12 protein-coding genes are annotated in these 12,822 nt (G+C 63.9%); 9 read left to right on the top strand and 3 right to left on the bottom strand.

The annotated features are described in order from the left end of the window. Positions 1–203 precede the first annotated feature (203 nt). The 4 genes from D3227_RS18920 (at position 204) to D3227_RS18905 (ending at position 5,652) form a co-directional block, all read left to right on the top strand. Positions 204–1,040: an ABC transporter substrate-binding protein gene (locus D3227_RS18920; protein WP_120015829.1), complete on the top strand. Its 837-nt coding sequence runs from the start codon at positions 204–206 to the stop codon at positions 1,038–1,040. 93 nt (positions 1,041–1,133) lie between these two features. After that, a complete protein-coding gene (locus D3227_RS43765; RefSeq protein WP_120015827.1) occupies positions 1,134–2,669 on the top strand; it encodes an amino acid ABC transporter permease/ATP-binding protein in 1,536 nt (511 codons plus the stop codon). A 77-nt stretch (positions 2,670–2,746) separates the two neighbouring features. After that, positions 2,747–3,871 (top strand): NAD(P)/FAD-dependent oxidoreductase, encoded by a 1,125-nt coding sequence (locus tag D3227_RS18910; RefSeq protein WP_120015926.1) that lies wholly within the window; start codon positions 2,747–2,749, stop codon positions 3,869–3,871. A 95-nt stretch (positions 3,872–3,966) separates the two neighbouring features. Beyond that, positions 3,967–5,652, top strand: a complete 1,686-nt coding sequence (locus tag D3227_RS18905) for a hypothetical protein (RefSeq protein ID WP_120015925.1) — start codon at positions 3,967–3,969, stop codon at positions 5,650–5,652. Between the two features lie 23 nt (positions 5,653–5,675). Here the strand turns inward: D3227_RS18905 and D3227_RS18900 are convergent, their stop codons facing one another. After that, complete coding sequence (locus tag D3227_RS18900; RefSeq protein ID WP_120015924.1) at positions 5,676–6,731, bottom strand: ornithine cyclodeaminase; 1,056 nt, start codon at positions 6,729–6,731, stop codon at positions 5,676–5,678. Between the two features lie 141 nt (positions 6,732–6,872). After that, complete coding sequence (locus tag D3227_RS42205) at positions 6,873–7,208, bottom strand: hypothetical protein (RefSeq protein WP_208646394.1); 336 nt, start codon at positions 7,206–7,208, stop codon at positions 6,873–6,875. A 12-nt stretch (positions 7,209–7,220) separates the two neighbouring features. Between D3227_RS42205 and D3227_RS42200 the strand changes: the two genes are divergently transcribed. Next, on the top strand, positions 7,221–7,493 hold the full coding sequence (locus tag D3227_RS42200) for a hypothetical protein (protein ID WP_208646393.1): 273 nt from the start codon (positions 7,221–7,223) through the stop codon (positions 7,491–7,493). A gap of 318 nt (positions 7,494–7,811) precedes the next feature. Here the strand turns inward: D3227_RS42200 and D3227_RS18885 are convergent, their stop codons facing one another. Further along, positions 7,812–8,591: a hypothetical protein gene (locus tag D3227_RS18885; protein ID WP_120015826.1), complete on the bottom strand. Its 780-nt coding sequence runs from the start codon at positions 8,589–8,591 to the stop codon at positions 7,812–7,814. Between the two features lie 149 nt (positions 8,592–8,740). Between D3227_RS18885 and D3227_RS18880 the strand changes: the two genes are divergently transcribed. Genes D3227_RS18880 through D3227_RS18865 form a run of 4 tightly spaced genes read left to right on the top strand, consistent with a single transcriptional unit; the run spans position 8,741 to position 12,822 of the window. After that, positions 8,741–9,373 (top strand): DUF4129 domain-containing protein, encoded by a 633-nt coding sequence (locus tag D3227_RS18880; RefSeq protein WP_245451793.1) that lies wholly within the window; start codon positions 8,741–8,743, stop codon positions 9,371–9,373. Then, complete coding sequence (locus D3227_RS18875; protein ID WP_120015822.1) at positions 9,370–10,572, top strand: DUF4350 domain-containing protein; 1,203 nt, start codon at positions 9,370–9,372, stop codon at positions 10,570–10,572. Before D3227_RS18880 ends, D3227_RS18875 begins: the two co-directional genes overlap by 4 nt. Then, the gene (locus tag D3227_RS18870; RefSeq protein WP_120015820.1) at positions 10,559–11,515 is read left to right on the top strand and encodes an AAA family ATPase; all 957 of its coding nucleotides are present in this window, start codon (positions 10,559–10,561) and stop codon (positions 11,513–11,515) included. The genes D3227_RS18875 and D3227_RS18870 overlap by 14 nt, the downstream gene beginning before the upstream one ends. After that, on the top strand, positions 11,512–12,822 hold the full coding sequence (locus tag D3227_RS18865; protein ID WP_120015818.1) for a DUF58 domain-containing protein: 1,311 nt from the start codon (positions 11,512–11,514) through the stop codon (positions 12,820–12,822). Before D3227_RS18870 ends, D3227_RS18865 begins: the two co-directional genes overlap by 4 nt.

The raw sequence follows: 12,822 nt of genomic DNA, 5'->3' as shown, positions 1-12,822 counted from the left end.
AATCGCTCCCGAATTCGTTGACGGATGGTCATTCCCGTGACTACAAATGTCAAGAGACCGGTCTCATTTCCATTTGAGACCGGTCTCACAAGAAAAAGAGCGCCCGGAGGCGTCGCATCGCAAGCCGTATCGAAAATTGGCGCGTGTCCGCCGTGAAAGCTTCAGCGCCCCCCGCGGACCGATCTTCAGAGTGGAGAACAACCATGAGCATCAGAGGTCTTTTTACATCGAGCCCGCGGCAGCGCATCGGCTCCATAATCTTCGCCATCACGCTGGCCGCCCTGTCGCTGCCCAAAACCTGGGCCGCCGACAACCCGTATAATCTGATCGATGCCAAGACCATCAGCGTCGGCACGATGGGCGACGCAAAGCCCTATGCCTTCACGACCGCTGACGGCAAATTCACCGGCTTCGATCTCGAGTTCTTCCTGAACGTGGTGAGCCGGATGGGATTCAAGGCGGATCAGGTGACCTTCACCGGCCAGGAATTCTCCGCGCTCATGCCCTCGGTCGCCAATGAACGTTTCGACGTCGCGGTCGCCGCCATCGGAACCACGGCCGAGCGGAAGAAGAACGTCGATTTCTCCGAAGGTTATCTGGCCGGATATCTTTCGGTGCTGGCGTCGGACGCCAAGATCACCAGCGCCGAAGGTCTCGCCGGCAAACGCCTCGGAGTCGTCCAGGGCACGCTGCAGGAAATCTATGCCGCGAAGAATTTCAAGAATACGGACCTTGTAAAATTCCCGGACAACAATTCGGCCATCGCGGCGCTCAACAACGGCACGGTCGACGCCCACTTCCTCGATTACGAGGCGGCGAAACAATATGGCGAGCGCTATCCGGCGTTGAAGGTCGCGATAAACATCCCCTCCTTCGATGCACCGGCCGGCTTTGTCGTTCGCAAGGGCAACGACGCCTTCCGTGAAGCGCTCAACAAGGGCATTCACGAAGCGATGCAGGACGGCACCTGGAAGGATCTCTATCAGAAATGGTTCCCCGGATCGCCGATGCCGGAGCAATATCTTCCCAAGAAGAACTGAGCCGCACGAGGCCGCCGGCATTCGTGCTGGCGGCCTCAGGCATGAGCAATCGCGCGACCGGTGGCTTTGCCGCGGCGCAAGGCAGGTTTGCAGATGAACTGGCTCGAGAACCTTCAGCGCAGCTTTTTCGACTGGGACGCGATGGCATCGGTCCTGCCGGCGCTGCTTGCCGTCGGGCTGAAAAATACCCTGATCCTCGCGGCGGCTTCCACCGTGCTCGGCATCCTCCTGGGCATGGTCCTCGCCGTGATGGGGATCTCACGCTCGGCCTGGCTGCGCATCCCGGCGCGTATATACACCGACATCTTTCGCGGTCTGCCCGCGATTCTCACCATCCTGCTGATCGGCCAAGGGTTCGCGCGCATCGGCCGGGACATCTTTGGCCCTTCCCCCTACCCGCTCGGCATCCTCGCCCTCAGCCTGATTGCAGGCGCCTATATTGGCGAGATCTTTCGTTCGGGCATCCAGAGTGTCGAGACCGGCCAGATGGAAGCGTGCCGCGCGCTCAGCATGAGCCACGGCCAGGGCATGCGGCTGATCGTGATCCCGCAGGGCGTGCGCCGTGTGCTCCCTGCCTTGGTCAACCAGTTCATCGGCAACGTCAAGGATTCCAGCCTGGTCTACTTTCTCGGCCTGCTTGCCTCCGAACGAGAGATTTTCCGCATCGGCCAGGATCAGGCGGTGGTCACCGGGAACCTGTCGCCGCTGCTTCTGGCCGGCATGTTCTATCTCATCATCACCGTGCCGCTGACCCATGTGGTCAACACCATCGACAATCGCCTGCGGCTCGGCAAACAGAAACCCGGCGGCGGCGTCAGCGGCCTTGTCGAGGTCGGTGAACTGAAGAACACGACGGGCGAAGCCTCTGCGACGCCCGACGGAACCGCTGCAGCGCCGGCCTTCAAGGCCGGCAGCCTGGACGTCCGCGATCTCGACATGGCCTATGGCGATCTGCAGGTCCTCAAGCAGATCCGGCTCAAGGTCGAGCCGGGCACGGTCACCTGCGTCATTGGACCGTCGGGTTCCGGAAAATCGACGCTGCTGCGCTGCCTCAACCGCCTGGTCGAGCCGAAGGCCGGCGACGTACTCCTTGATGGCGAAAGCATCCTGGCGATGAGACCGGAGACGCTGCGCCGGCGCGTCGGCATGGTCTTCCAGCATTTCAATCTGTTCCCGAACCATACGGCGCTCGAGAACGTCATGCTCGCCCTGACCGAGATCAAGGGCATGGCGACAGGCCAGGCCAGACGCCAGGCAGAAGCACGCCTTGCCGAAGTGGGCCTCGCCGCGCGCAAGGACTACCGGCCGAGCCGTCTTTCGGGCGGTCAGCAGCAGCGCGTGGCGATTGCACGCGCGCTTGCGATGGACCCCGAAGTCATCCTCTTCGATGAGGTGACGAGCGCGCTCGACCCCGAACTCGTCAAGGGCGTTCTCAACCTGATGGCCGATCTCGGCCGGCGCGGCATGACGATGATCGTCGTCACCCACGAGATGGGCTTTGCCCGTAAGGTGGCGGATCAGGTCGCCTTCATGGACGAGGGCCGCATCGTCGAGGTCGGCCCGCCGTCGGAGATATTCGACAGGCCGAAGAGCCCGCGGCTCAGGCAATTTCTCGCCGAGGTCCTATGAACGATGCCGCCGCGCCAAGCCGGCCAGGCGCAGGACATCCCCAAAAAACCAATCGTCCGACCATCGAAAGCTGCATCATGACCCATAATCCTGCCCTCAAGGTCGTCGTCATCGGCGGCGGCATCTTCGGTGTCTCCGCGGCCGTCCATCTCGCCCGCCTCGGCGTGGAGACGACGATTGTCAATGACGGCCCGATCGCCAACGGTGCATCGTCGCGCTCGCTCGCCTGGCTTAACTCGGCGCGAAAGCGCTCGGCCGCCTACCACAAGCTCCGTATGCAGGGTCTCGACCGCTACAGGACCCTTGCTGCTGGCAATGATTACGGCGCCTGGCTGCGCTTCGATGGCGGCCTCACCTGGGATGCCGACGATGCTTCCAACCAGATCCCGGAAATCTTCCGCCATGAACAGGCGATCGGCTACGAGACGCGGCTGCTCGCGCCTGGCGAGATCGCCGCTGTCACTCCCGGTGTCGATGCAAGGGCCGTTTCAACTCGGGGCGCGATCTTCAACGCCGGCGAAGGCTGGGTCGATCTGCCCTCGCTCATAGGCCTGCTGCTGGAGGAGTTTCACGAACGCGGCGGCCGCGTCATCACCGATGCCGGTTCCGTCGACGTCACGCTTGCCAACGGCCGCACCAGCGGCGTGAAGACCGCCTCCGGCCAGTTCATCGACGGCGACGCCGTCGTGGTTGCGACGGGCTCGGCGGTGCCGGGCATGGCCGCGAAAGTGGGCAAGCGCATAGGCGACGGCACGACCCGTGCGCTGCTCGTCGTCACCAAGCCGCTCAAACATCCGCTCCGCGCCGTGCTGAACACGCCGCGCGTCGCCATCCGGCCGACGCCGAACGGCGCCTTCGCACTCGACTCGGCCTGGTCCGAAGACGAAGTCGTCGTGCGCGGCGACGGCGCGTATGAGGCAAAGCCATCGACCATAGCCGGACTGCTCGATGAAGCCTCCAAGGTGCTGGAGGGAAACCCGACGCTGGTGCTAGAGAGCTATCACACGGGGCCAAAGCCAATCCCCGCGGACGGCGAGCCGGTGATCGGCCAATTGGCCGGCATTCCGGGTTACAACGTCATCTTCAGCCACAGTGGCGCGACGCTCGGCCTTGTCGCGGGAGAATTGCTGGCTGGAGAAATCGTCAGCGGCAGCCCTCACCCGCTGCTTGAATCGTTTCGCCCTGGACGGTTTGACAGCTGAGCGGGAGCAAGAGCCGGCCGAATGCCATTTGCCATGCGCGTGAATTTTGGCACAGATTGCGCCTGACCGATCATCGGCGCGAGAAGCAATCAGGCATGGATCATTTCGACCTCGGCTGCTACCGGCGTCCCATCTCCACCGGCTCGGCGGAGACGCAGCGCTGGTTCGATATCGGGCTGAACTGGTGCTACGGCTTCAACCACGAAGAAGGCATCAAGTGTTTTGAGAAGGCGCTGGAAACGGATCCGGACTGCGCTTTCGTGCATTGGGGCATCGCCTATGCCGCCGGACCTTTCTACAATCTGACCTGGAAGGAGCATGGCGAGGCCGAGGCGAACCGGGCGACCAAACTCTGCTTCGACCATGTCCAGCTTGCGCGCGCCGAGGCTGACAGAGCAAGCGCGGTCGAAAGGCGCCTGATCGAGGCGCTGGCCAGCCGATACCAGAAGCCGCATCGCGTGCCGGCAGCGGAATTCGAGCAATGGGACGACGCCTATGCCGCCGAGATGCGGACGGTGTACAGCGACTTTCCCAGCGACCACGACGTGATGGCGCTCACCGTCGAAGCGCTGATGATGCGCACAGTCCGGCGTCTGTGGGACCTCAAGACCGGCAAGCCGGCGCCGAACTCGGACGTGCTGGAGGCGCTCGAGGTCTGCGAGCGGTCGATCAAACTCGCAGAGGAAAGTGGCGTCGCGCAGCATCCGGCGATCGTCCATCTGCACATTCATCTGCTGGAAATGTCGACCATGCCTGAACGCGGCATGCGCTCGGCCGACCGGCTCGGCACGATGTGCCCCGATGCCGGCCACATGAACCATATGCCGGGGCACATCTATGTCTTGTGCGGCGAATATGAGAAGGCGAAGCTTGCCAGCGAAAAAGCGGTGCGCGCCAACGACCTCTATCTCGCCTATGCGCAGGAGACTTCCTATTACCTGCTCGGCTGCTGCCACGACCTGCATCTGATGATGTTTTCTTGCATGTTCCTCGGCCAGCGCAAACCAGCGCTGTGGGCGGCCGACAAGGTGCGCAGGCTGGTGAGGCGCGATGTCATCAGCATTCCGGACCGACCGAAGCTCACCCAGACGGTGGAGGGCTACCACGCGATGAAGTCGCATGTTCAAGTGCGCTTCGGCCGCTGGCAGGAGATCATCGACGAGCCGATGGTTGAGGAGCCGGAGCTCTATGTGCTGACCGCGGCCATGCAGCACTACGCCAAGGGCGTCGCGCATGCGACGCTTCGGGAGTTCGCCGCAGCCGAACGGGAACGCGAACGCTTCCACCTTCATTTGGGCCGCATCCCGCCGGAACGGCGCTTCCTCAGCAACCCGACCCGCGCCTCGCTCGCCGTTGGAGCCGCGCTTCTCGATGGCGAGCTTACCTATCACCAGGGTCGGCATGACGAGGCCTACGTCCATCTTCGGCGAGCGGTCGAGCTCGACGACAATCTGTCCTACACCGAGCCCTGGGCGTGGATGCACCCGCCGCGCCATGCGCTGGCCGCACTCCTTCTGGACCAGGGTCACGCTGAAGAGGCCGAGCAAGTCTATCGAGACGATCTGGGCCTGAGCGGCACGGTGCAACGCTGCGCCCAGCACCCGGGCAATGTCTGGGCGTTGCATGGGCTGGTCGAATGCCTGAAGCGGCGCGGCGAGACCATGGAACTGCCCGGCTTGCAGGCAAAGCTCGCCACGGCTCTGGCCAGAACGGACGTACCGATCACCTCGTCGTGTCTATGCCGGACGAGCGTGCAAACAGGGCAGAGCTGCTGTCATTGACGATGGACTGGGGGTGTCACACCCTAAGCCACTTTCACCGGTGCCGCCGCTCTCAGCAGCATGCCGAACAGGTCACGCGGCTCGTCGGGATCGGCCAGCATGTCGAGTTCCTGGTAGAGGCCGGTCGATGCCAGTTGATCGCGGACATAGCGCAGCGCCGAAAAATCCTCGATGGCGAAGCCGACGGAATCGAACAGCGTGATCTGGCCGGGCTCGCGCCGCCCCTTGGCCAAGCCGGTGATGACCTGCCACAACTCGGTCACCGAATGGTCGGCGGGAAGCTGCTGGATCTCACCCTCGATGCGGGTCTGCGGCGGGTATTCGACGAAGATGTCGGAACGCAGCAGGATGTCGCGGTGCAGCTCGGTCTTGCCCGGACAGTCGCCGCCGACCGCGTTGATGTGCACGCCGGAGCCGACCATGTTGTCGGTGAGGATGGTGGCGTACTGCTTGTCGGCGGTGACGGTGGTGATGATCTGAGCGCCCTCGACCGCCTCCTGCGCTGTGGCGCAGGCCACCATGTCGAAGCCGAGGCCGGCGAGATTGCGAATGCATTTTTGCGTCGCCTTGGCGTCGATGTCGAAGAAGCGCAATTTGTGCACGCCGAGCAGAGCCTTGAAGGCCAGCGCCTGGAATTCGGCCTGGGCGCCATTGCCGATCAGTGCCATGCAGTCAGCATTGGGCGTCGCCAGATGTTTTGCGGCAAGAGCCGACATCGCCGCAGTGCGCAGCGCGGTGAGAATGGTCATTTCCGACAAAAGCACCGGATACCCATTGTGGACGTCGGCCAGCATGCCGAAGGCGGTCACCGTCTGGCGGCCCTCGCGCATGTTCTTCGGATGACCGTTGACATATTTGAAGCCATAGACCTCGCCGTCGCTGGTCGGCATCAATTCGATAACGCCCTCGGCGCTGTGCGAGGCGACGCGCGGCGTCTTGTCGAAGGCCTCCCAGCGGCGGAAGTCGTCCTCGATGTATCCGGCGAGCTCGGTCAGGAAACGCTCGACGCCGATCTTCAACACCAGCTTCATCATGTGGTCTACGCTGACGAAGGGAACGATGTTTAGATTGGGGATCATGGTCTCGCGTCCTCCCGCCTTTGCCGGCGGCAATCAATCATTGCGCTGCGCATTATACGCCTTCATCGCGGAAGTGAGTGCGGGATCGCGCGCCTCGAGCATGCCAATCGCGGCGCTGGTGGCCACGGGCAGACGCGGCCTTCAGCCATGTTCGGGCTGAAGACCAATGTTCAGGAGTCCATGATGTGGGTGAGAACCCTCCCCGTCAGGTAATATCTCCGCAAGTTCATCGACGCTGGTGCCTTCCTTTCGCAACTCGACATAACTGACGGCTGACGCAATTGTCGTCAGCATGTACAGCATCGCGGTCACAAGTCCGTCCAGCGACATGGCTGCGGTCGCGTCGACGGCCGGCATGATACTGGCCAAGGCCAGCTCTATCGCGTAGACGGCAACGATCGTGATTGTCCAAAGCCCGAACAGGGCCCAGCGGCTGCCCTTGGTCAGATTACTGCTGCGCGCCATGCTGGCGAACACACCGAGCCGCTCTTGTACCAGCGCTGGAACCGCCACCGAACAGCGAAGGAACAAAACGATACCGGGAACGATGAGGAGCACGAGCCCAAGCGCGGCGCCCAAGTGGCCAGCAGCGCGATGCCGATCACCGGCAGCTGCACGGAGATGGCGGTGCCGATGCAATCCCGGATTGCCGGCCGCTTGCCGTTCAAATCCTCAACGGCAGCGCGCACCAAAGCGGCCTGCAGGACGGCGCCAAGTATCATTGAAACCAACGCGGCCACGACGGCAAACGCAATCCGTTGAGGCGAGAATTGCTCATAGCTGGCCATCGACTTTCATGTCACAAACTCGACCAGAAACCGCGGCAGGCCAGAAAAAAGCAATGCCAGCCCAAAGCACAGAACAGGATTGCGGCCGATGACCACAAACTGTCGTTGAAAACCTGCCTATGCGAAACCGACCGCGTTGGTCCAGCGTCGCTGACACCATGACGTTCCCCCTTCAGACCGCCATTCGCTGCGAGAAGGTTTCCGCCAGTTCGTCGACAACGGCGCCTTCCTTGACCTGACGCAGTTCAGCGGCAAGCCTATGGCTTCACCGACATTCGGACGGGCACCGATGTTACGAGAAGATCTCCGCCAGTTCATCGACGCTGGTGCCTTCCTTGACCTGGCGCAGCTCGACATAGCTGACCGCGGCGGCGACGGAGAGCACCATCGACACCACGGACTGCACCAGGGCCAGCGCCAGTTCGGCGACAATTCCGCCAAGGAGGACCACGACGGCCAGCATCACCCACTGGATGACCGCCGCGATAATAAGCAGGATTAGAAACAGTCCGAACAGCGCCCAGCGGCTGCCCTTGGTCAGGACGCGGCTGCGCGACATGGAGCCCAATACGCCGAGCCGCTCCTGAATCAGAACCGGCACCGACACCGACCAGCCGAGCCACAGGATGATGCCGGGCACAATTAGAGCCAGCATGGCGAGTGCCGAGCCAATGCCGACGAGAAGGCCAATGGCGAGCGTCGGCAGCAGGAAGCGGATCGCAATCTGTATGCAATCGCCAAAGGAAGGCCGCTTGCCGTTCAGATCCTCGATCGTCGCCCGCACCAGAGCCGACTGCAGCAGCAGCGCGAGAACAAAGGACATCAATCCGGCGATGATCGTGATCCAGGGACTGCCAAACATCGCGGCGGGATCAGCCGCGGCGCCGGGATTCTGCAAGACCGCGTCTATTTGCGGCTGGGTCCACAGCCGGATGAGAATGGCCGGCAAGCCTGAAAACAAAGCGGCAAGACCGACGCAAAGGCCGATGTTGCGGCTGATAACGGCAAAGGTGTTGTTGAACACCCTGCCGATCTGAAATTTTTCGGGCCGTTCCAGTGTCGTCGAAGTCATGATGCACCCCCCGTGCTCACTGCCGCATGTAGGCAAGCAGTCTCGACAGCAAATTTGCCAAGATTGAACGTCGCCGTCCAGCCCACTTGCAATTCTTATTCTGCATTGCCACTGTCTGCTCGGAACCGCAGGTTGCAGGGGACGAGCGGGTGGCAAATGCAGGGCCGGGCACAGCGGACGCCGAATGGCTGGCCGAGATGCACAAGCAGCTGCTTGCGGACGATTCGATCCAGTTCGGCCTGCCGGCCCTTGTTCAGCCTGAACCACCCGAATGGCTGAAGCCGTTGCTGGAGATGCTGGAGCGGCTCGGCCCCTATATGATCTATCTGTTCTGGGCCGCGGTGATATCTGGCGCCGCCATCATCCTGCTGTTGATCGCGCTTGAAGTGAAAGGCGTCGCCTGGCGCCTACCGTGGCGGCGCGCGCGCAAGGAGACCGAGGCGGAAGAGGAATGGCGCCCCGACGCAGGCGCCGCCCAGATCCTGCTGTCGGAGGCGGACGCGCTCGCCGCGCGCGGCGACTATGACGAGGCGGTGCATCTTTTGCTTCGCCGCAGCGTCGCCGACATTGCCGGGCGCCTGCCCGACTTCCTGCGGCCGTCGCTGACGTCGCGCGACATCGCCAATGCGCCTTCCCTGCCGGCGCGGGCACGCGGCGCCTTCAGCGAGATCGCGCGCATCGTCGAGGCCGCCCTGTTCGCCCGCCGGCCGGTCGGTGCCGAAGGCTGGCAACAGGCGCGTGGCGCCTATGAGCGATTCGCCTTCCGGGACGCCTGGGCATGAGCGCTTCGGCAATCGAGGCGGCACAGGAACCGTTCAGCCGCAGAACGCTGTTCTGGGGCATCTTCGCCAGCCTGCTTGCGGCGGCCGGTTTTTTTCTGCTTTCCACCTATGCGCCCGACTTCCGGCAACCCAGCAGCGGCGGCCCCACACCACTGTCCAAGGGCGGGTCCGGTTATGCGGGCCTGGTGGAATGGCTGAAATTGATCGGCGAGCCGCCGTCGATGGCGAGGAACGAGGACGACCTTACCAGCGACAAATTGCTGATCGTCACCATATCGCCGGAAAGCGATCCGGAAGCGCTCACCCGCATTCTCGATCTTCGCCAGGACCTGCCGACGCTTTTCGTACTGCCCAAATGGCAGACGATGCCGCTGCAGGGTCACGAGGGCTGGGAGATGAAGATCGAGCGGCTGCCCGACATGGCCGTGAACCAATGGCTCAGCCGGATCGCCAAGGCAAAGCTCGGCGTCGGCCAGAGCACGGTCGAGAAACTCGACATTGAAGGCAGGCTCATTGCCGCGCCAGAGGATATGCAGTGGGTGGCCGACGATCACCCGTTGATCGCCGCTGGCAATGGCAAGGCCGTTCTCACCGAACTCGCCGACAAGCCTTTCTACATCCTGACCGACCCCGACCTGATCAACAACGCCGCGCTCAAGGACCCGGACAAGGCAGCGGCAGCGCGCGACCTGATCACCTTTCTGGCGCCCGATGAGGGCGCGGTCATGTTCGACCTCACCCTGCATGGCGCGGGGCGCAAATACGATCTCGCCAAGCTCCTGGTCGAACCGCCGTTCCTGGCCTTGACGCTAACGATCCTGGCCGCTTCGGCATTGGCGTTCCTGCACGGCCTTGGCCGTTTCGGACCGCCGCGCGCCGAGGGCCGCGCGATCGCCTTCGGCAAACAGGCGCTGGTCGACACCACGGCGATGCTGCTCAGGCGCGCCGGACGGCTGGAGGAACTGGGCGACCGCTACGGCGCCCTGGCGCGGGCGCGCGCCGCGGCACTCCTCGGCGCGCCGCACGGCCTGCAGGGTGAAGCGCTCGACCACTGGCTGGATTCCCGCGACAAGGATGAAACCGGCGGCTTTACTGTGCGCCTGCAGGCCGCAAACAATGCCAGGACCCTGGCGCAAATGCATGAGGCAGCCGAACGGCTGCACGACTGGACGGCAAGGAGGCTCAGTGAACGTCGATGATGTGAAGACCCTGGCGAATGCGATCAGAGAAGAGGTGGCGAAGGCGATCACGGGGCAGCACGATACGGTCGACCTGATGCTGACGGCCTTGTTCGCCGGCGGGCACATCCTGCTCGAAGGACCGCCGGGCACCGCCAAGACGATGACGGCGCGCTGCTTCGCGCAGGCGCTCGGCGTCGCCTATGGGCGCATCCAGTTCACGCCCGATTTGATGCCCGGCGATATCGTCGGCTCCAACATCTACAATTTCCAAACCGGGCAGTTCACGCTGACGCGCGGCCCGATCTTCTGCGACCTGCTGCTTGCCGACGAAATCAACCGCACGCCGCCGAAGACGCAGGCAGCGCTGCTGGAAGCAATGCAGGAACACGCCGTGACCTTCGACGGCACCACACATCCGCTCGGCCAGAACTTCATGGTGGTGGCGACCCAGAACCCGATCGAGCATCAGGGCGTCTATCCCCTGCCGGAAGCCCAGCTCGACCGCTTCCTGTTCAAGCACCGGGTGAGCTACCCCGACGCACAGGAGGAACGCGCCATCATCGTCCATCATGGCGGCGGCTCCGCCTCGCATGACATCAAGCAATACGGCATCGAGGCGCAGACGGATCGCAAGACGCTGGAGAAGGCGCTTGCCACGGTTGGCGATGTCACTCTCGTCGACGATGTCGTCGGCTATATCGCCTCGCTCGTGCGCGCCACGCGCCAAAACCCGGAACTGGAAGTCGGCGCCAGCCCGCGCGCGGGCGCGATGCTCGCGCGGGCGGCGCGGGCGCGGGCGGCGCTCGACGGACGCGCCTATGTGATCCCCGACGACGTCAAGGCGCTCGCCGTGCCGGCGCTCCGCCACCGCGTCATTCTTTCGCCCCCGGCTCAGATCGACGGGCGGCTGGTCGAGCAGATCGTCTCCGACCTCGTTGACCAGACGGAAGCGCCACGTTGATCTATCCCAGCGGCAGAGCGATCTGGGCAGCGGCGGCAGGGGCCATTCCAGCCTTCCTGGTGGCGCTGGCCTTGCCCTCGCTCTGGTATCTCGGCTTGCTGTGGATCTGCCTGCTGCTCGCCTTCCTGGCGGTCGATGCGGCCGCTGGACGCGGACGGGCATCGCTCAGCGCCAGTCTCGATGCGCCGCCGCAGATCGGCGTCGGCGGGCGGTTCAACCTGCAGATCGCCGCCCGCTTTGCCGGCCGGCCGCGGGCACTGCAGGCGCGGGTCGGCCATGACACGCGCCTAGCGCCGCTCGCCGGCAGCGGCGGCGCGCTGGCTCCGACCAAGGACGGCGGAACGCTCGACCTGCAGTTCGAGGCGTTGCGGCGCGGCATTGCCAGTTTCGATCGCCTGTGGCTGCGCTGGCGCGGACCGTTCGGGCTGGTCTGGAACCAGGTCGTGCTGCCGATGGACAAGAAGGTGGCGGTGCTGCCTGATGTCAGCAGTGCCCGCGACGAGGCGATCACCCTTCTGCAGCGCTCGGCGCTGGCTGACGGCCATGCCCAGCGCCGCGCCGGCCAGGGCCGCGAGTTCGAGTCGCTGAAGGACTATCAGCCCGGCATGGGCCGGCGGATGATCGACTGGAAGCGCAGCGCCCGCCACGGCAAGCTTCTGGCGCGCGAATTCCGCATCGAGGAGAACAACAACATCGTGCTCGCCATCGACAGCGGGCGCCTGATGTGCGAGCCGGTCGACGGCGTGCCGAAGGTCGACCGTGCCGTGACCGCGGCACTTTTGTCGGCCTTCATTGCGTTGAAGGGCGGCGACATGGTCAGCCTGTTCTCGTTCGACGCGCGGCCGCGCGTCACCAGCGGCGCGGTGCGCGGCTCCGCCAGCTTCGCGATGATCCAGAAGCGGGCGGCCGAGATCGACTATTCCAGCGAAGAGACCAATTTCACGCTGGCGCTGACCACACTTTCGGCCAAGCTCGACCGGCGCTCGCTGGTCATCGTCTTCACCGATTTCGTCGATCCGATCAGCGCCGAACTGATGCTGCGCACCGTGGGCCGGCTGACCGAACGGCATCTGGTGCTGTTCATGATGATGAAGGATGTCGAACTGGAAACGCTGGCCGACATGCCGCCTATCGCCCCCGAAGACGTCGCGCGCGCCGTCACCGCCGGCAGCCTGCTCAGGGAGCGGCAGGTGGTGAGCGGCCGTCTCAGGTTGCTCGGCGCGCATGTTATCGAGGCCAGCCATCAGCGGCTGGGTTCGGCGCTGGTCGAGCGCTACCTCCAGCTCAAGCAGGAGGATCTGTTGTGA

Source organism: Mesorhizobium waimense (assembly GCF_003601975.1).
GTDB classification, from domain to species: Bacteria; Pseudomonadota; Alphaproteobacteria; order Rhizobiales; family Rhizobiaceae; genus Mesorhizobium; species Mesorhizobium waimense.
The sequence above is the reverse complement of the archived record's forward strand: the minus strand, read 5'-3'. Positions and strand labels throughout refer to the sequence as shown.